We start from the raw sequence: 19,437 nt of genomic DNA on the forward strand, positions 1-19,437 counted from the left end.
AAATTAATGGTAGCAAGAGGCGGATTTGAACCGCCGACCCCATCATTATGAGTGATGTGCTCTAACCAGCTGAGCTATCTTGCCACTAAACAGTCTTTGCAGAATCATGCTCCGCACTGTTAATGTGTCGCGCATTTTACCGATTAGCGAGACAGAGTCAAGCGCTGACCGTGAGTTTTATTGCGCTTTTTTGTCAAATTAATTGTCTACACAAAAGCGGCTCAATCATCAAAAAATGATTGGCCACTGACAACCGCTATATCGACACTTAAACGTTGAACAGGAAGTTCAATAAATCACCGTCCTTAACAATATACTCCTTACCCTCAGCGCGCAGCTTACCGGCCTCCTTACAACCGCTCTCGCCGTTATAAGCGATAAAGTCATCGTAGGCCATGGTTTCCGCTCGGATAAAGCCACGTTCGAAGTCTGTGTGGATAACGCCGGCCGCCTGAGGGGCTGTAGCACCCACTGGCACAGTCCAAGCACGCACTTCTTTCACGCCTGCAGTAAAATACGTTTGCAGCCCCAGCAGCTCATAACCGGCACGAATCACCCGGTTCAGACCCGGCTCTTCCATACCCATTTCCTCGAGGAACATGGCGATGTCATCCTCGTCATCCAACTCGGCAATATCGGCCTCCAGCGCATTACACACCGGGACCACCACCGAGTTTTCTGCCGCCGCAATAGCGCGAACAACATCGAGGTGCGGGTTATTTTCAAAACCGTCTTCGGCAACGTTGGCTATATACATGGTCGGCTTGCAGGTCAACATGTGCAGACCTGGCAGCACGGCCAACTCATCATCAGTCATCGCCAGAGAGCGAATCGGCTTGGCCTGCTCAAGGTGTGGGATGATTTTTTCGATCAACGCCATCTGGCTGACGGCCAGCTTATCACCACCCTTAACCGAGCGTCTGAGTCGTAGCACCTGTTTTTCTAGGCTGTCCAAATCGGCCATACACAACTCGGTATTGATGATGTCGATGTCGGCGGCAGGATCAATTTTATTGGCAACATGAATCACATTCGGGTCTTCAAAACAGCGTACAACATGAGCTATAGCATCTGTTTCACGGATATTGGCCAAAAACTTGTTACCCAAGCCCTCACCCTTGGAGGCACCGGCAACCAGACCGGCAATATCAACAAACTCCATGGTTGCTGCAATACACTTCTGCGGGTTAACAATGGCGGCAATAGCGTCCTGACGAGGATCGGGGATGGTCACCGTACCCTCGTTGGGTTCAATGGTACAAAACGGGAAGTTTTCCGCCGCGATACCATTCTTGGTCAAGGCGTTAAACAGGGTAGATTTACCGACGTTGGGTAGACCAACTATGCCGCAATTAATAGCCATAATACTGCTCTCATTGTTTGCCCGCAGGCACTATTCGTTAATTGGCAACCGCAGCTGCCGATGCAAACCGCTATGCTTTAAAACTGTGTAACTTGTTCATTGCCGGCGCCCAATCTTCGACAACAATCTCTGGCAGCACTGCCAGCGACGCATCAATAATCGCCTCTAGCTGCTCTCGCTCTGTCTGGCTGGGTTTTTTTAGCACGTAGTTACTGACTAACTTGGCATTGCCTGGGTGACCAATACCGAGGCGAAGGCGATGAAAGCCCTTGTCGTTGGCCAGGGCGCTGATACTATCGCGCAGACCGTTATGGCCACCGTGGCCACCACCGGTTTTTAACCGCGCGGTACCGGGGGGAATATCTAGCTCGTCATGGGCAATTAAAATCTCATCGACGGCGATCTTGTAAAAATTGGCCACCGCAGCCACCGCCTTACCGCTTAAATTCATAAACGTTGTCGGGATTAACAGGCGCACATCGCGACCATCAATCGTTGCTCGGCCAACCAAACCAAAAAACTTGGCATCGAGGCTGAGTGTTACATTATATTTTCGGGCAATCTCTTCCACCCACATAGCACCTGCGTTATGGCGAGTTGCCTCGTAATCTGCACCAGGGTTACCGAGGCCAACAATCAGCTTGATAGTCAAAATTCATCCTCAACAAAGTTGCAAATAGGCAGTCAAAAAACGCAGTTAAACAAAAGCCAGCTATAAGCTGGCTTTTGTGTACGACAAAATCAAAGACCGTGGGTCTTTATTCTGCGGCTGGAGCGGCTGGTGCTGCTTCGTCTTCCTCGTCCTTACCTTTTGAGGCGATACAAGTCGCAACGCCTGAATCGTGATCGGCACCCAACTGAAGCTCAGTGCTAACAACGCCTTCTGGGAAGGTGATGTTAGACAGGTGATAAGTTTCACCAGCTTGGATGGCAGACATATCAACTTCAACAAACTCAGGAAGTTTGGCTGGTAGACAGGTAACTTCAACAACAGTAGCGGTGTGAGTAATACGACCACCCTGCACTTTAACGCCTTCGGCAGCTTCTTCGTTGATGAAGTGTAGCGGTACGCGAACACTGATTTCGGCGTTTGGATCGACGCGCAGGAAGTCAGCGTGCATCACGATGTCTTTTGCAGGGTGACGCTGAAGATCTTTAAGAACAACTTTCTCTTCTTTGCCAGCAACGCTAAGAGTCAATACAGAGGCGAAGAAAGTCTCGTCCTGGATCATCTTGTAGAAATCTTTGTGGATAAGCGTCAAAGATTGCGCATCTTTATCAGCACCGTAAACAACAGCAGGGATAAGACCAGCCAGGCGACGCAGGCGGCGGCTCGAACCTTTCCCTGACTCTTCGCGAATTTCAGCTTCAATTTTAAAAGTAGACATTGTCTAAACTCCAATATTTTGGGAGTGATATAAAAAAACAAAACCCAGCCTTCGACCGGCTGGGCTTTATTTTTGTGTTTGGTGTGAGGCTACGGCACGAGAAGATACGATTTATTCCTTTAGGAATAGATACTTACCTAAACATCGCGCTGATAGATTCCTCATTACACACTCGGCGAACAGCTTCTGCAAGCAGGTTGGCCATAGTGAGCTGGCGGATCTTACCACACTCTTGTGCCTCTTGTGAAAGAGGAATTGTGTCGGTGACCACTAATTCGTCCAGCTGCGAACCATTTATGTTGCTCATCGCATTGCCTGACAGTACCGGGTGAGTACAGTAAGCGACAACATGGGTGGCACCTTTTTCTTTCAGCGCCTCAGCAGCCTTGCACAGTGTACCAGCGGTATCGACCATATCGTCGACAAGTAGGCAGGTACGACCATCAACCTCACCAATAATATTCATCACCTGGGCAACATTGGCCTCGGGGCGACGCTTATCAATAATGGCAAGATCGACACCGAGGCTCTTGGCCACGGCACGGGCACGAACAACACCACCGATGTCTGGAGAAACAACGACAAGGTTTTCATACTTTTGACGCTCAATATCATCAAGTAATACTGGCGAACCGTAAACGTTATCAACAGGGACATCGAAGAAGCCCTGGATTTGCTCGGCGTGAAGATCGACGGTCAAAACGCGGTCAACACCGGCTTTTTCCATCATCTCAGCGACAGCTTTGGCACTGATCGGCACTCGGGCAGAACGTACACGACGATCCTGACGAGCATAACCAAAATAGGGAACAACGGCGGTAATACGAGCGGCCGATGCGCGACGCAGACCATCGACCATGAAAATCAGCTCCATCAAGTTGTCATTGGTTGGCTGACAGGTTGACTGGATAATGAAGACGTCTTTACCACGTACATTTTCATTGAGCTCAACGCTGATTTCACCATCGGAGAATTTACCGACTGACACATCACCCATTGGGATATTGAGCTTATCGACAACTTTATTTGCGAGATCAGGGTTGGCGTTCCCTGTAAATACCATTAACTTGGACACGGGAAAACCCTTGGCTGACTGTTCTGTGGGAAGATCTGGCTGATGCCTACGCTTGCTATTAATAGTGTATACCTATTTTCAAGAAAGCAGAGAAGGATGGCAGGGGTAGCTGGATTCGAACCAACGCATGCCAGGATCAAAACCTGGTGCCTTACCGCTTGGCGATACCCCTACAATTTTAGTGATTCACACTGGCTATTTTATCTAACTCTATAAATAGAGGCGAGGTATTAACACCTCGAGCGACAAATGCCTGCCAATCACCGGGAACACGGGCCAGTATATCCTCTGCTTTCGATTGTTGGTCGAAATGGCTAAAAATACAAGCTCCAGTACCCGTCATCAGTGTCGGGGCAAAAGCAGACGCCCAATCGAGCGCTTTTTTTACCTCCGGGTAGAGTTCGCTAACAAGTGACTGACAGTCATTGCGCATATCTCCCACTAATGCGGTGGCAAATTTAATGGGTTTGCTGCTGCGTGTCAATTTTTTATGACAAAAAATTTCACCGGTGCTGACATGAACATTCGGGCAGATAACCAACAGCCAATCCTGCGTCGGGACGATTGGTTGCAGCGCCTCACCAACACCCTCGGCCCAGGCTGCAAAACCATGGATAAACACCGGCACATCAGCCCCCAGCGCCAACCCTAATTCGGCCAGTTGATGCTGGGTTAAATTTGTCTGCCACAGCTGATTCAGCGCCACTAATGTAGTCGCCGCGTTGGAGCTGCCGCCACCTAGGCCGCCACCGGCAGGCAGAATCTTATCGATTTCAATATCGGTGCCCAGCGTCGTGCCGGTATGTTGCTGCAACAGTTTCGCCGCTCGCACGATGAGATTCTGCTCCGCTGGCAAGCCCTCAAAAGGGGTCAGCAAGTTAATTTGCTGATGGTGATTTAAGCGAAAGTGTAGCTGGTCGCTATAGTCGAGGAATTGAAAAACGGTTTGCAACTCATGGTAACCATCGGGGCGCTGCCCGGTAATGTGCAGCATTAAGTTAATCTTGGCTGGGGCAGGCAAACTGATCGCCTTACAGGCCGCGGTAGAACGTTTCATCGAATACTCATTACTTGTCTAAACACGAAGTTACAACTGCCACTGACTGACAATCAGAGTGATACGCAGTGACGGGTGAGTGATCACAACCTTACTCGGCAACACCGTGCTCTCTATACGACTGTATCGCTGAAACTCGATATGCCAATCACCCTGCTGCAGCATCGCCAGCGGCAGGTCTTGCATCACCGTATTCTCAGTGTCGGCTTCCACCACCAGACGGCGACTGTCATCAACCGGTAGCTCAGGGCTGGCCAAGCCTTGCAGCCAGTAAACCATCGAGCTGACCGGCAATTGCCAACCGGTGTGACGCAGCAGCAATGCCTCGGCATCGACGGCTGAAACATCCGGCTGATTGCGCTGCTTTAAGACGACGTGCTCGGCATCGCCCTCAATAATAACAGTGCCAGCGCCAAAGGGACCGCTGAGTCGTAAGTTGTAGTCATCACCCTGTAGACGCCAAAAAATGTTGGCGCTTTCGGCCTGCCCCTCTGCTCGGATACCAACACGACCCTGAACACGCCACTGCGCCAAGGGCTCACGAGGCTGCTCAAAGCCACTATCAAAGACATCCTGCTGCCAACTACTACAGCCAGAAAACAACAATACAAGCGCTAGTAACCCGACAATTCTGCCGCCACGACTCAGATTTTTCATCGTCAGACCTTACAATAGTTCGGGCGCTAGCCGCTGCAGCGTCTCATTCAAGGTAACGTCATCAGGCTGTTTCTGCAGCGCCTGCTGCCACACCTTCATCGCCTCCTCTCTGCGCTCTAACTGCCACAGCACCTCGCCTAAATGCGCGGCAACCTCAGCATCCGGATAGCCGTCATAGGCCCTGTTCAAATAGCTCAACGACTGCTCATACTTACCCTGCTTAAAAAGCACCCAACCCATACTATCCAGCGTCGCCGGATCATTGGGCTGGATTTGCAAGGCCTTGGCAATCAACTCATAGGCTTCCTGCAGACGGTTGGTATAATTGCTCAACACATAACCGAGGGCGTTGAGCGCCGCGGGATTGTTCGGGTCATCGGCCAAGATCTTACGTAGGTCTGCCTCCATCTCGCTCAGTTTGCCGCGCTTCTCATTAATTAATGAGCGCGAGTACAGCAGATTGCTGTCCCCAGGGTGACGCTTTAGGCCTTGATCCAGTAAGCCCACCGCGTGATCGTAAAGCTGCTGTCGCTGCAGAATATCAGTTTGTAACAAATACAGTGGCACCGACTGCTCAGGCTCAAGCTGGCGCTGTTGCTCGATATAGTCGTCAAAGGTAGGCGCCATATCCGCGCCGTACCACAAGCGCGCCAACGCTTGAATCGAGGGCAGGTAATTTTGACTGGGGGTAACCAGCTGATAATAATCGATGGCCGAGGCCGGGTCGCCGACCTGCTCCGCGATAGCGCCGAGATAAAAGTTGGCATCATTACTGCGAGGTCCGAGGTCTCTCAGCCTTAAGAAGTGATTGCGAGAACTGTCATATTGTTTCAGTTCGAAGTCAATCAACGCCAGCGAGTACAATATGTCGCTGTCATTCGGTGCCTGCTGCGACAGAATCTCAAATTGTTGCTGGGCAGCGACAAGATCGACCGCGGTCAACTGACGAGCATATTGCAATCGCAGCCGTTGGTTGTGTGGGTTCTCTTCCAGCGCCTTATGCAAAATTGCAAAAGCTTCATCGCCCCGCCCCAATTGCTGCAATACGGTGGTCTGGATGCTCAGTGCCCGTAGATTATCAGGGCTCTGGTCAAGCACTTTTTCCACTGTTACCAGTGCCGCCTCTGGGTCGGTTTGCTGCTGCAAAATCGCCTTACCCATTAATAGCTGCTCGTCGCGGGCACGCTTTTGCAGCGCGGTATCAAACTGCGACAATAAATATTCTCGCTTAGAGGCCGGTAACTTTAAACCCTGTGCGGCAATCACTGTAAAATTGGTCACACCACCGAGGCGGTCGACCTGTTGCATATGTTCAAAGGCCTCGTTGACGGCACCGCTCTGGCCGAGATTAATCGCCAACATATAGTGTGCCTCTGAGCTTTCTGGCTCCAGTTGCGTCCACAATGTTGCCGCATCAATTGCCGCCTCATTGGCCTGTAAGTACTGCGCCAACCTTGCCGTACGAGCGGCAATTTGCGGGTCCTGGGTCTTATGCGCCTGCTGTAAATAGTTGCCCAAAGCTATATCGTATCGCTGGCGAGCCCCCGCGACCTCAGCTACCAACAAAGCGTATAAGGTATCCACCTCAAAGGGTTTGGTCGGGGCTTCAACCTTGGCCGGCGGCGGCACAGCAGCCACCTTTTCCGTCGGCTGCAAAGAGCCACAGGCAGCCAAGGTTACTATGCTAGCGGCGATGATCAAACGGCGGAGCAAAATAGTCATGCAAGACTCGAGTCACAAAATAGAATAGTCATGACGATAATAATGACATAGAGTCTGAGCCAAGCCTATCTATTCACACCGCTTTTATTCGTCATCGATGCTGGTCGCGGATTTTCAAATAAATATGACCGGTTTACAGTAGGCGACTGCCATTTGTCGCCGTCTATTGATAGAATTAGCCGCTTTGCATCGTCTAGTGATGAGAAATCGGCACGGTCGCGGCTTAATAGCGCTGCAATCAACAAGTATTATGGAGTCTGTAGCCACACTATGAGCCTTTTGGCCCTCGGTATTAATCATAATTCGGCCCCTCTGGAGATCAGAGAGAAGGTCGCCTTTAGCGAAGCTCGTTTACAAGAGGCTTTGTCGGATGCCCGCGCCCACACCAAAATCAAAGAGCTGGTAGTACTTTCCACCTGCAACCGTACCGAGCTATTTGCCGCCTACGATGACGATAATGACGCCGACAGCGAAGCTCTGGGGCAATGGCTGGCCAGTTTTCACGGCATCGATTGGCTGGCGCTGTCACCGGTCTGCTACCACTATCAGAACAGCGAGGCAGTGCGACACCTGATTCGCGTTGGCGCCGGTCTCGACTCGATGGTTTTAGGTGAACCACAAATTCTCGGCCAGATGAAAACCGCCTATGCCGCCGCTCACGGCTTCGGCTCCGTTGGCGCCAAATTGAGCCAATTATTTGAGGGCGGTTTCAGCATTGTTAAGCGGGTCAGAACCGAAACCGCCATCGGCGCCAATCCCGTCTCTGTTGCCTTTGCCGCCGTCAGTTTATCGAAACGTATTTTCTCTCGCTTAGACAAGAGTAACGCACTGCTAATCGGCGCCGGGGAGACCATCGAATTAGTCGCCCGGCACCTGAAAGAAAATGGCATTGCCAATATGACCATTGCCAACCGTACGCTGACACGGTCACAGTTATTGGCCGAGGAGGTCGGCGCCAAGTCTGTCCCCCTCGACGCCATTGCCGCGGAATTAGTTAACGCCGATATTGTGATTACATCGACCGCAGCCCCCATTGCCATTCTCGGCAAGGGTACCGTCGAATCGGCCTTAAAAAAACGCAAACACAAACCGATCTTCATGGTCGATATCGCCGTGCCTCGCGATATTGAACCCGAGGTAGCCGAACTCAGCGATGTCTACCTCTATACCGTCGATGATTTAAAAGAAATCGTCGAAGAAAATAAGCGCGGTCGCCAGAACGAAGCCTACAACGCTGAAAAAATAGTCGATCAAGGCGTACAAGCCTTCAGCCGAAAGCAACTTGAATACCATGCTGTCGACACGGTCAAGGCGCTGCGACAACAGGCCGACATGCTTCGCCAGCAAGAGCTAGAACGCGCTCTAAAACAGCTGGCCAAAGGTGATGAGCCCGCCGACATACTGGCCTCGTTAGCCAGATCGCTCTCCAATAAATTAATACATGCACCCAGTGCCAACCTGAAGAGGGCCAGCGCTGCCGGTCGCACTGAAGTAATACCGTTAGTCGATGAACTTTTTGACCTCGGTGAATACAAGTCAATAGACAGTGAGAAACAATGAAAGATTCCATCCGCAGTAAATTAGAACTCTTGGTCGAGCGCCATGAGGAAGTTGGCGTCTTGATGAGCGACCCTGAGGTGATTACGAATCAGGATAAATTCCGTGCCCTCGGCCAAGAATACGCTGAATTAGAACCAGTGGTGGAGTGCTTTGCCAGCTTTCAATCTGCAGTGGAAGAGGTCGACGAAGCCAAATTAATGCTAAAAGACAGCGACCCCGACATGCGCGAAATGGCTCAGGAGTCATTTAAAGAAGGCGAGATCGAACGCGACCGCCTCGCCATTGAATTGCAAAAGCTGCTACTGCCAAAAGACCCCCGCGACGATAACAACGTGTTCTTAGAAGTCCGTGCCGGCACCGGTGGCGACGAGGCGGCCATCTTCGCCGGCGACCTGTTCCGGATGTACAGCCGTTACGCTGAGAAACGCCGCTGGAAAATCGAAGTGGTCAGCGAACGCCAAGGTGACCACGGCGGCTACAAAGAAATTGTCACCCGCATCGTCGGAGATGGCGTTTATTCACAGCTCAAATTCGAGTCCGGCGCCCACCGTGTTCAGCGCGTGCCCGAGACCGAATCACAGGGCCGGGTGCATACCTCAGCCTGTACCGTCGCCATCATGGCCGAGGCGGCCGAGGTGGACGCCATCGAAATCAATAAGGGCGACCTGCGCGTCGATACCTTCCGCGCCTCCGGCTCCGGCGGACAGCACGTCAACAAAACTGACTCAGCCATTCGACTCACTCACCTGCCTACCGGTGTGGTCGTCGAGTGCCAGGACGAGCGCTCGCAGCACAAGAATAAGGCCAAGGCGATGAGTTTACTCGCCTCTCGACTGATGGATGCCGCCCAACAGGAAGCCGACCAGGCTGTTTCCGACGAACGTAAATCGCTGGTGGGCAGTGGTGACCGCTCCGAGCGTATTCGCACCTACAACTATCCACAGGGGCGGATTACCGATCACCGCATTAACCTCACGCTCTACAAACTCGACGAGGTTATGCAGGGTACATTGGATGATGTTATCCAGCCGCTGATCAATGAATATCAGGCCGATCAGCTCGCTGCCCTCAGCAACGACGATTAAGCAATGTGCACGATTGCCGACTGTTTATTGCGCCACAAAGAGCTGTTAAACAGCAGCGATAGTGCCCTGCTCGACACCGAGCTATTACTGGCCGAGGCGCTGAACAAAGAGCGTACCTATTTGCGCACCTGGCCAGAAAAAGCCCTATCCGATGAACAGTTGGCGGCGTTCTCCAACGCCTTCAGCCGCCGACTCACCGGCGAGCCAGTCGCGCATATTCTCGGTTACCGTGAATTTTGGACGCTGCGATTGGCGGTCAATCCATCGACACTAATCCCCCGGCCTGACACCGAAATCCTCGTTGAACAGGCGCTTCAGGCTTTTCAACCCGACGAAGCCATCACCGTCCTCGATCTCGGCACCGGTACCGGCGCCATTGCCCTGGCGTTGGCCAGCGAATGCCCCAACTGGCACATCACCGCCGTCGATGTCGAACCCGCCGCCGTCGCTTTAGCCCAGCACAATCAGCAGTACAACCAACTCAACAACGTCACCATTTTACGTAGCGATTGGTTTACCGCCATCGACGGCCAGCGCTTCGACATGATTGTCAGCAACCCGCCGTATATCGCTCACGACGACGCCCATCTCAGCCAGGGCGATGTTCGCTTCGAGCCTGATTCAGCCCTGACCGCCGACAATAACGGCATGGCTGATATCGAGCATATCGCTGGCAACAGCAGACAACACCTCAAGCCCAATGGCCGGCTGCTACTTGAACACGGCTATAATCAGGGGCAGGCCGCCAGAGACTGCCTATTGCAACAGGGCTTTCAACAGGTTCGTACAGTGAAAGATTACGGCGACAACGACAGAATCACTCTCGGCCAATACAGCACAGGGCAGCCACTATGAGTACTGATATCAACGATCAACAAATGCTGCGCTACAGTCGTCAAATCATGCTCGACGATATCGATATTGCCGGCCAAGAGAAGCTACTCGCCGCCACGGTTTTGGTGGTCGGTGCCGGTGGTCTTGGCTGCCCCGCGGCATTGTACTTAGCCTCTGCCGGCATCGGCAAACTCATCATCGCCGACGACGACCACGTCGAACTTTCCAATCTACAACGCCAGATTGCTCACGGCGATAACGATGTTAACAAGGCCAAGGTAGAGTCGCTGGCCGATTCTATCGCTGCCATCAACCCTGAGATCGAAGTCGAGTGCTTCGACCGTCGACTTCAGGGTGATGCGCTATATGCCAATGTGGCCAAGGCCGATATCGTGGTTGATTGCAGCGATAACTTTCAAACCCGATTTGCCCTCAACGCCGCCTGTGTCAGCGAGAAAAAACCGCTGATCAGCGGTGCCGCAATTCGCATGGAAGGGCAGGTGTCAGTCTTTCATGGCAGCCAGAATGATCAACCCTGTTATCGTTGCCTGTACAGTGAGCAGGATGGCGAGGACCTCAACTGCTCGACCAATGGTGTGCTGGCGCCTCTGGTCGGCATTATTGGTTCTATACAAGCCTTTGAAACCCTTAAGCTGATTGTTGGCTTTGGCGAATCACTGGCTGGACGGTTACTGATTTTTGACGGTAAATACCTGGAGTGGCGAGAACTAAAAATCAGCAAAGACCCAGCCTGCCCAATATGCCAGCAGGACTAAAAGGCCCAAGACAAGTTGGTCGTGGTCGAGACTCAAATACTGCGTTTTTTATAGTGTTCAATGGTCCGCTCTGTTCGCCACAGTAGGCGGGCACCGAGCGAGAACGAGGCACAGCTCAGACCAACGGCAAGACCAATCCAGAAGCCCTTCGCCCCCATCATCGGCAGCCACCAATCGGTCATGCCGAGCACATAACCCACCGGCAGACCAATCCCCCAACAAGAGATAATGACAAAAATCAGCGCCACCCGGGTGTCTTTATAGGCGCGCAGGGCACCATTGGCACAGGCCTGAATGGCGTCCGGCAACTGATAAATAGCGGCGTAAAATAGCAGGCCAACAGCCGCTGACTGTATCGCTGTGTCGTGAGTGTAAGCGGCGGCAATCCAGTCCCGCGCATAGAACACGAAACAGGCGGTAATCAATGCCAACACCATGCCGTAACCGATGCCGGTAAACGTAATCGCCCGCGCCTTCAGTGTCTTGCCCTGCCCGAGGGTGTGGCCGACACGAATGGTAATCGCGTTGGCCAGGCTGAGCGGTATCATAAACACCATGCCGGAGAAGTTCAGCGCAATTTGATGGGCACCGATAATGGTTGACCCCATCGGCGCAAGAATTAATGCGATGGCGGCAAACAACACCACCTCGACAAACATCGCGCCACCGATTGGCAAACCGACTTTCATAATTTCTTTAATGCGCTCGACGTCGGGTTTGGAGATTTTTTGATACAAGCCCGACGCCTTGAACTCGGCGCGCCGGCTAAAGGCAATAAACATCAGTAATTGCAGCCATAGCACAATGCCCGAGGCCAACCCGCAGCCGGCACCACCCAGCTCTGGCAGGCCAAACTTACCGTAAATCAGCGCATAGTTCAGCGGAATATTGAGTAAAAAACTAATAATACCAATGATCATGATTGGCCGCGTCTGACCCATACCCTCGGCCATGGTACGAATAGCTAAACAGCCAATCAGGGCGGGAAACCCCATGGCAAAACCGTACAGGTATTGCTGACTGATCACCGCCATATGTGCCGGTGTATCCATAATAACCAAGACGATATCGGCGTTAAACATCATTGCCATGGCAAGAAAGGAGATTGGCAGACCGAGCCATAGCGACTGACGGGTAGACTCACCAATATCGGCAAATTTCCGGGCACCGTAATGATGTGAAGAGATCGCTGTATTACCAATCATAATCCCGGCGATAAGCAACACAATAGGCAGAGAAAGGGAGTTGCCTATTGCCACCGCCGCCAAGTCATCGGCGTGATAACGGCCAGCCATCAATGTATCGACCACCCCCATTGCCGTCTGTGCCAGCTGGGCAATCAGGATAGGTACACCCAGAGAGGTCAGCCGGAAAATCTCGGCTCGAATAAAATTAGAACGCATAAATCAGCTCGCAGTAACAAGGCCGACAGTATACCCTTAAACCATAATAAAACACTGTGCAAAGGCCTGTAACCCTAATGAATATAGCGTTCAATTTGATCGGCGACCTAATCCTTCTACTTCTATTTCTCGCCGTTGTCGCCATCGTTGTCATTTACATTATTGATATCCGTCAAACCAAACACGCCATCCGGCGAAATTACCCCGTCGTTGGCCGCTTCCGCTACTGGTTTGAGCATCTTGGCGAGTTCTTTCGTCAGTATTTTTTCGCCATGGACCGGGAAGAAATGCCCTTCAACCGCGCCCAGCGCTCCTGGGTATATCGCGCCGCCAAGAATGTTGATACCACGGTTGCCTTTGGCTCCAGCCGTAATTTAACCACCGTCGGCACCCCCATTTTTGTCTGCGCCCCCTTCCCCACCATGCGCAAAGACAGCCTGGAACCCAAACTCGTCACCATCGGCCAAGGCTGTAAGCACCCTTACAGTACCGCCTCACTGTTTAATATCTCCGGCATGAGCTACGGCGCTATTTCAAAGGTTGCCATTCAGGCCTTATCCGGAGGCGCCAAGCAAGCCGGCTGCTGGGTCAACACCGGCGAAGGTGGCGTCAGCCCATACCACCTTGAGGGGGGGGCCGACTTAGTGGTGCAAATTGGTACAGCAAAATACGGCGTGCGTGATCATGACGGCAACCTCAGCCACGATAAATTGAAACAACTGGCCCAGCATCCACAGGTTAAAATGTTTGAAATCAAACTGTCTCAGGGCGCCAAACCCGGTAAGGGCGGAATATTACCCGGTGGCAAGGTGTCACAGGAGGTTGCCGACTTGCGCGGCATCCCCCAGGGGCAGGATTCCATCAGCCCCAACCGCCACCCGGATATTGCCAATGTTGGCGAATTACTCGACCGTATCGACGAAATCCGCACCGTGACCGGCAAACCCGTCGGTTTTAAAACGGTTATTGGAGGTGACGAATGGCTACAAGATCTCAGCGATGAAGTCCTGCGCCGTGGCATTGCCTCCGCCCCCGACTTCATTACTGTCGACTCTGCCGATGGCGGTACCGGTGCCGCACCACAAAGCTTGATCGATTATATGGGGCTGCCGCTGAAGCAGGCACTGCCCATGGTCTGCGACAAACTGGTCGAGGCCGGATTAAAAAACCGCATCAAAGTTATAGCCTCCGGTAAGTTGATCAATCCGGCAGAGGTGGCTCTCGCCCTCTGCGTCGGTGCCGACTTTGTCGTTTCTGCCCGCGGCTTTATGTTTGCCCTCGGCTGCATCCAATCTTTACAGTGCAATAAAAACACCTGCCCTACGGGTATTGCCACCCAGGATGCCAAGTTACAGCGCGGCCTCGATCGCGCGGACAAAAGCCAGCGTGTCGCTAATTATGCCAGCCAATTGAGTTATGAGGTCGGCATGATTGCTCACTCCTGTGGTGTCCGTGAACCCCGCCAACTGCAACGCCATCATGTTCGTATTGTCGCCGACAATGGTATGTCGCTCCGTGGCGATGAGATCTACCCCAATAAACAAAGCGCACAATAAGCCTCCCACCAGTATTCACAAATGCTATGGTAAAGACGTTAGCAAACAACGATTAAAAGGGGTTTTTATCATGATGGCTCTACTGTTCAGCCTGTTTTTCGCGGCGATGGTATGCTCTGTAATCGGTCAACGACAGGCCGCCCTCACCAGTGGCTATGTCGCGCTCATCGCCAGTAGCTTTTGGCTGCTACATCACTCCACCGATGCTCTCAGCATCTTGTTATAGGAGCCTGACCATGCCCAGTTTATTGCGAGATTTAAACGCTCTTGGCTTGCTCGCCGTTAGCTTTATTTTGCTCTATGCCTTCAACGATCAATTCATTGCCGGCGAACTGCCCTGCCCGCTGTGCTTATTACAGCGCGTTGGCTTTGCCGGGGTGCTGGCTGGGTTGATGCTCAATGTGTGTTTCGGCTGCAAACCCGCCCACTATAGCCTGGCAATATTGTCTGCAGTGTTCGGCGGCGCCGTCGCGCTACGACAAATAAGCCTCCATGTAATACCCGGTACCCCAGCCTATGGAGCACCGTTTTTGGGCTTTCATTTTTACACTTGGGCGTTTATTTGTTTCGCTATTATCATCATCGGCCTGGCCATTATTAGCAGCTTTAACCAGCAGTATCAGACCGCTTCAGGGTTCAAGTCCTTTCGACAACAGGGGCGACTGCCTAAAGTGGCCATCGCCGTGGCACTGTTGGTCGTGTTGACCAATGCACTGGCAACCTTTGCCGAGTGTGGCCCAATGGTCTGCCCCGACAACCCAGTTGAATACTGGCTATTCAACCGTTGAACACCCGTGACGGAAGTCCACTGAGTCGTTTTCCTCAGTGGTATCCGGCACTACATTACTCCGCTGCGCATTAATTTTCTGGGCAAAGTGGCGGCAAGCCACCCTTGGCCGCGGGCTTGGTCATGGTGTATTCATTCGACAGGCTGCGATGAACCTCAGTATGCCAAACACTGCCATCATCAAACTGAAAGGCGATGGCGTAATTAACCCCATTAACTACCTGGCTTCTCGCCTCGACTATTTTGTCGAGTTTGGCCGCAATATTCATCCGCTTAACCACACTATCGAGAGCGGCCTCAGCCTCAGCGGAGACCGGAATATTCACCCAGCCACCCGGTATCCCCTCGCCACAGGCGGGCTGTTTAGTATTTTTTGCCTGCGAGGCTGTATTACTGCCATCGCCACAGGCCAACAAACCACTGAAAACCATTATCATGGCATAACGCTTTAGCGGGTAATCTTTCATCGGACATTTCTCCGTTCACTATTGATGCCGTTAATCCTAGTCGTAAATAATAAAATACACACCAGCAACACACTCCGAGTATGAATTACCTGCCGCTTATTGCCACTTCGTGGCAGCGCAAGCATAATAGCGCCTTTGAGACTCCCTACGCTTGAGGTTACCATGGCAAATTCGCTGCAAGACCAGCTATTGAAGGCTGGCCTAGTTGATGACAAGAAGGTCAAATCGGCCAACAAGGCGAAGAAGAAACAGAGCAAGATGGACCGCCGCGCCCGCGTTGAAACCATCGATGAGAATAAGGTTGCAGCCCAGCAAGCGCTGGCCGAAAAAGCCGACAAGGCTCGGCAGCTGAATAAAAACCTCAATGAAAAAGCGCTGAAGAAGGCAATCAACGCCCAAATCAAACAGCTGATTGAGCGCAGCAGCATTGCCAAGAACAAAGGGGATGTCGCCTTTAACTTTACCGATGGCAGCAAAATTAAAAAGCTCTATGTGGACAACAAGATTCAGCAACAGCTGGTGCGCGGCTTACTCGCCATTGTCAAACAGGGCGATCAGTACGAGATTATCCCCAGCCCTGTCGCCAGCAAAATTGCCGAGCGCGACAGCAACCGTATCGTATTACTCAATGAACTCAGTGATGCTGACGACAGCGAAGCCGCAGAAGGCGAAGACGACTGGTATGGCGACTATGAAATCCCTGATGATTTAATGTGGTAAAGCCATATCTAAACCATAAAAAAGGCAGCTGAACGCTGCCTTTTTTTATTACCTGTCATCTTAATCAACCATCAGCGAGTGCCAAATATCTTATCGCCGGCATCACCGAGACCGGGCAATATATAGCCGTTTTCGTTCAAACGTTCATCGACGCTGGCGGTATAAATTTCTAAATCGGGATGTATGGCCAATACTTTTTCAATACCCTCGGGAGCAGCGACAAGGAATAAGCCCATAATATCCTTACAACCGGCACGCTTCAAAATATTAACGGTTTCGATCAAAGTGCCCCCGGTAGCCAGCATTGGATCGATGATCAACGCCGTACGCTGATCGATATCGCTGACCAATTTTTCGAGGTAAACCGTCGGTTCCAGTGTTTCCTCATCTCGAGCCAAACCCACCACGCTGACCTTGGCACTGGGAATCAAGCTTAAGACACCGTCCATCATACCCACACCGGCACGTAAGATCGGGACTACAGTAAGTTTTTTACCCTTAATTTTCTCAACAGTTGTCGTGCCAGCCCAAGTATCAATACTATAACTCTCAGTCTCGAAATTACGCGTTGCCTCATAGGTCAATAGCGTGCCGAGTTCGCCGGTCAACTCTCTAAAACGTTTGGTGCTGATTTCTTTTTCCCGCAATTTTCCCAGCTTATGTTGTACTAACGGGTGACGCACTTCATGAACAGCCATCGAGAACACTCCAATGATTTTCGATTGTATACGGACGCTTTTAACAGCAGTTGAATTATAGTAAGTGTAGCGCCAATTATTGCAAGTCACTTTGCGCTATCGCATTTTTTAAAAATTCTATTTTTTCACCATAAAAAAGGCAGCTGTCGCTGCCAAAAAATCGTCATCATTTATCGCTAAACACTACGCCGCATCGTCCTCTTTCATCGGGTCTTCAACATGCAACCGCTGATGCATAATGGGGCTGGTCGTGGTGTATTGTAGGTGAACTTTTTTGTCCGGCTGTAACTGCTCCTTAATGGCAAAGGCCGCCAGTGCACCCTCGTGGAAGCCGCTGAGTATCAACTTCTTCTTGCCGGGGTAGTAGTTGATATCACCGACCGCATAAATACCTGGGATCGAGGTTTGAAACTTCTCGGTATCCACTACAACCTGGCGTTTGTGCAGCTCCAACCCCCACTGACTTAACTGACCAAGATCCGGCACCAAGCCAAAGAAAACCAGTAAATCGTCGAGCTGCAGACGGCGGGTAACGCCATCGCTGCCAGTCACCTTGATCGCGACCAAGCGCTCATCATCAAGCACCAACTCACTCACCTGTCCCTGTAAAAATTGCATTTGGTAGTCGTCACACAAACGGAACATTTTATCGACCGAGGCCTTGGCCGCGCGAAATTTTTGCGAGCGATGGATAACCACCACCGAGTTGGCAATTGGCTGTAGCGCCAGCGCCCAATCCAGGGCTGAGTCACCACCACCCAGCACGACCACATCCTTGCCACGATATTGCTCAGGGTCTTTAATGCTATACACCAGCTGCTTGCCCTCTATCGCCTCCGCGCCTGCAGTCTTGAGCTTAACAGGCTGAAACGACCCCATGCCGGCGGCAATAATCACCGACGAGGTAAGAAACCGAGTACCGGTGTTGGTCAGCACCAAAAATCGGCCATCAGCCTGCTTATCCAGCGACACCACCTCTTGATTAAAGTGGAATACTGCCTCGAATGGCGCTATTTGTTGCAACAAATTATCGGTCAATTGCTGGCCAGAAATCGCAGGGCAAGCCGGTATATCAAAGATTGGCTTATTCGGGTAAAGCTCAGCACATTGGCCACCGGGTTGCCCCAAACTCTCAACCACATGGGCTCGAATGCCCAGCAGGCCAAGTTCGAATACCTGGAACAGGCCAACAGGGCCAGCTCCAATAATCAATGCTTCCGTTTCTATAAGCGTCTGCGTTGCTGTTAACTGTGTCATCCTGATTCCTCGGCGATTGCGCTCTTATTGTCATGGTTTGTCGTTGTGGTTGATGACACTGTAAGTAAAGTTCTTGCATAAGAGAAATGAGTAGTTTAGATTTTATTTATCAATAAAACTGATAAGAGGGTCCGCCGTGAAAATCACGTTAAAGCAACTTCGCGTCTTTGATGCGGTGGCCCGCACCGGTAACGTCAGCCGCGCGGCCGAAACAATACCACTCAGCCAATCGGCAACCAGCATGTCGCTGGCCGATTTAGAGCAGCATCTTGGTTCTCCGCTGTTTAACCGTCACGGCAAAAAACTACAACTTAATGACTATGGCCGCTGGCTACACCCGAAAGTTCACCAACTGTTACAACAGGCCGAAGAGATAGAGCTCAGCGCACACAGCGGCGCCCTACATGGCCAGCTTATTGTCGGCGCCAGCAGCACCATTGGTAATTTTTTATTAGCCGCATTAATCGCCGATTTTGTGCAGCAACACCCCGAGGTCGATATCCGTTTAAAGGTCGCTAACAGCGAACAAATCGTCGATGACATGGTGAATCTGCGCATCGACCTCGGCTTGATCGAGGGTATTTGCCACAGCCATCAATTAACCGCCACGCCATGGCGCGACGACCACTTAGTCACCTTTTGCAGCCCGCAACACCCGCTGGCACAGCAGACAAGCATCAGCCTGCAACAACTTGAAGAACAGCAATGGGTGCTGCGTGAGATAGGTTCGGGGACAAGAGAAATTTTTACCATGGCGACTCAGCAAAAGCTGCATCACCTCAAGGTTAAGCTAGAACTCGGCAATAGCCAGGCCATCAAGCAGGCTGTCAAAACCGGGCTGGGGTTAGGCTGTCTGTCGACACTGGCCATAGCCTCAGAGGTCGAACACGGCGAGCTAGTGGCGCTCTCCACCCCCGATCTGTTGATCAGCCGGGAGCTTTTTTTACTTACCGGCAACAGCCAGCATCAGAGTGAACTGAGCCTGAGCTTCCAGCACTTTATCGCCTAGCCATGTCAGTCGATTTAGTCGTG

General features: G+C 51.8%; 20 protein-coding genes and 2 tRNA genes. 9 read left to right on the top strand and 13 right to left on the bottom strand.

The genetic code is table 11. From position 1 onward, the window contains the following. Positions 1–7: 7 nt before the first annotated feature. From L9P87_RS07565 to L9P87_RS07605, 9 genes are all read right to left on the bottom strand, one after another. Positions 8–84: transfer RNA gene (locus tag L9P87_RS07565), tRNA-Met, on the bottom strand. A 184-nt stretch (positions 85–268) separates the two neighbouring features. Further along, on the bottom strand, positions 269–1,363 hold the full coding sequence (gene ychF / locus L9P87_RS07570; protein ID WP_237444069.1) for a redox-regulated ATPase YchF: 1,095 nt from the start codon (positions 1,361–1,363) through the stop codon (positions 269–271). 70 nt (positions 1,364–1,433) lie between these two features. Then, a complete protein-coding gene (gene pth, locus L9P87_RS07575) occupies positions 1,434–2,018 on the bottom strand; it encodes an aminoacyl-tRNA hydrolase (RefSeq protein ID WP_237444388.1) in 585 nt (194 codons plus the stop codon). 103 nt (positions 2,019–2,121) lie between these two features. Beyond that, complete coding sequence (locus tag L9P87_RS07580) at positions 2,122–2,751, bottom strand: 50S ribosomal protein L25/general stress protein Ctc (RefSeq protein WP_237444070.1); 630 nt, start codon at positions 2,749–2,751, stop codon at positions 2,122–2,124. A 133-nt stretch (positions 2,752–2,884) separates the two neighbouring features. Then, positions 2,885–3,814: a ribose-phosphate pyrophosphokinase gene (locus tag L9P87_RS07585; RefSeq protein WP_290368496.1), complete on the bottom strand. Its 930-nt coding sequence runs from the start codon at positions 3,812–3,814 to the stop codon at positions 2,885–2,887. A 109-nt stretch (positions 3,815–3,923) separates the two neighbouring features. Beyond that, positions 3,924–3,998, bottom strand: a tRNA-Gln gene (locus tag L9P87_RS07590). Positions 3,999–4,004: 6 nt separating this feature from the next. Then, positions 4,005–4,883: a 4-(cytidine 5'-diphospho)-2-C-methyl-D-erythritol kinase gene (gene ispE, locus L9P87_RS07595; protein WP_237444072.1), complete on the bottom strand. Its 879-nt coding sequence runs from the start codon at positions 4,881–4,883 to the stop codon at positions 4,005–4,007. Between the two features lie 30 nt (positions 4,884–4,913). Then, positions 4,914–5,540: a lipoprotein insertase outer membrane protein LolB gene (gene lolB / locus L9P87_RS07600; protein WP_237444073.1), complete on the bottom strand. Its 627-nt coding sequence runs from the start codon at positions 5,538–5,540 to the stop codon at positions 4,914–4,916. 9 nt (positions 5,541–5,549) lie between these two features. After that, positions 5,550–7,262, bottom strand: a complete 1,713-nt coding sequence (locus L9P87_RS07605) for a tetratricopeptide repeat protein (RefSeq protein WP_237444074.1) — start codon at positions 7,260–7,262, stop codon at positions 5,550–5,552. 270 nt (positions 7,263–7,532) lie between these two features. Here L9P87_RS07605 and hemA point away from each other — a divergent pair, with 270 nt between their 5' ends. Genes hemA through L9P87_RS07625 form a run of 4 tightly spaced genes read left to right on the top strand, consistent with a single transcriptional unit; the run spans position 7,533 to position 11,517 of the window. Further along, positions 7,533–8,822, top strand: a complete 1,290-nt coding sequence (hemA, locus tag L9P87_RS07610) for a glutamyl-tRNA reductase (protein WP_237444075.1) — start codon at positions 7,533–7,535, stop codon at positions 8,820–8,822. Then, positions 8,819–9,907, top strand: a complete 1,089-nt coding sequence (prfA, locus tag L9P87_RS07615) for a peptide chain release factor 1 (RefSeq protein ID WP_237444076.1) — start codon at positions 8,819–8,821, stop codon at positions 9,905–9,907. Before hemA ends, prfA begins: the two co-directional genes overlap by 4 nt. 3 nt (positions 9,908–9,910) lie before the next feature. Further along, entirely contained in the window at positions 9,911–10,762 is an 852-nt protein-coding gene (gene prmC, locus L9P87_RS07620; protein ID WP_237444077.1) for a peptide chain release factor N(5)-glutamine methyltransferase, read from the top strand. 8 nt (positions 10,763–10,770) lie between these two features. After that, a complete protein-coding gene (locus L9P87_RS07625) occupies positions 10,771–11,517 on the top strand; it encodes a HesA/MoeB/ThiF family protein (RefSeq protein ID WP_237444389.1) in 747 nt (248 codons plus the stop codon). Positions 11,518–11,549: 32 nt separating this feature from the next. Here the strand turns inward: L9P87_RS07625 and L9P87_RS07630 are convergent, their stop codons facing one another. Then, positions 11,550–12,920: an MATE family efflux transporter gene (locus tag L9P87_RS07630; RefSeq protein WP_237444078.1), complete on the bottom strand. Its 1,371-nt coding sequence runs from the start codon at positions 12,918–12,920 to the stop codon at positions 11,550–11,552. 77 nt (positions 12,921–12,997) lie between these two features. Here L9P87_RS07630 and L9P87_RS07635 point away from each other — a divergent pair, with 77 nt between their 5' ends. From L9P87_RS07635 to L9P87_RS07645, 3 genes are all read left to right on the top strand, one after another. Beyond that, positions 12,998–14,476: an FMN-binding glutamate synthase family protein gene (locus L9P87_RS07635; protein WP_237444079.1), complete on the top strand. Its 1,479-nt coding sequence runs from the start codon at positions 12,998–13,000 to the stop codon at positions 14,474–14,476. A 70-nt stretch (positions 14,477–14,546) separates the two neighbouring features. Continuing rightward, positions 14,547–14,702 carry a DUF5993 family protein gene (locus tag L9P87_RS07640; RefSeq protein ID WP_237444080.1) on the top strand — a complete coding sequence of 52 codons (156 nt, stop codon included), beginning with the start codon at positions 14,547–14,549 and terminating at the stop codon, positions 14,700–14,702. 10 nt (positions 14,703–14,712) lie between these two features. Next, complete coding sequence (locus tag L9P87_RS07645; protein ID WP_237444081.1) at positions 14,713–15,264, top strand: disulfide bond formation protein B; 552 nt, start codon at positions 14,713–14,715, stop codon at positions 15,262–15,264. A 70-nt stretch (positions 15,265–15,334) separates the two neighbouring features. Here the strand turns inward: L9P87_RS07645 and L9P87_RS07650 are convergent, their stop codons facing one another. Continuing rightward, complete coding sequence (locus L9P87_RS07650) at positions 15,335–15,730, bottom strand: cystatin domain-containing protein (RefSeq protein WP_237444082.1); 396 nt, start codon at positions 15,728–15,730, stop codon at positions 15,335–15,337. 162 nt (positions 15,731–15,892) lie between these two features. On the opposite strand from L9P87_RS07650, the gene L9P87_RS07655 reads away from it, so the two are divergent. After that, positions 15,893–16,450: a DUF2058 domain-containing protein gene (locus L9P87_RS07655; protein WP_237444083.1), complete on the top strand. Its 558-nt coding sequence runs from the start codon at positions 15,893–15,895 to the stop codon at positions 16,448–16,450. 71 nt (positions 16,451–16,521) lie between these two features. Here the strand turns inward: L9P87_RS07655 and upp are convergent, their stop codons facing one another. Both upp and L9P87_RS07665 read right to left on the bottom strand, forming a co-directional pair. Then, positions 16,522–17,148, bottom strand: a complete 627-nt coding sequence (upp, locus tag L9P87_RS07660) for a uracil phosphoribosyltransferase (protein WP_237444084.1) — start codon at positions 17,146–17,148, stop codon at positions 16,522–16,524. A gap of 183 nt (positions 17,149–17,331) precedes the next feature. Beyond that, positions 17,332–18,405 (bottom strand): NAD(P)/FAD-dependent oxidoreductase, encoded by a 1,074-nt coding sequence (locus L9P87_RS07665; protein WP_237444085.1) that lies wholly within the window; start codon positions 18,403–18,405, stop codon positions 17,332–17,334. A gap of 136 nt (positions 18,406–18,541) precedes the next feature. On the opposite strand from L9P87_RS07665, the gene L9P87_RS07670 reads away from it, so the two are divergent. Further along, the gene (locus tag L9P87_RS07670; protein WP_237444086.1) at positions 18,542–19,414 is read left to right on the top strand and encodes a LysR family transcriptional regulator; all 873 of its coding nucleotides are present in this window, start codon (positions 18,542–18,544) and stop codon (positions 19,412–19,414) included. The last annotated feature ends 23 nt before the right edge of the window (positions 19,415–19,437 follow it).

Origin of the sequence: Sinobacterium norvegicum (assembly GCF_923077115.1) — a bacterium.
GTDB classification, from domain to species: Bacteria; Pseudomonadota; Gammaproteobacteria; order Pseudomonadales; family Sinobacteriaceae; genus Sinobacterium; species Sinobacterium norvegicum.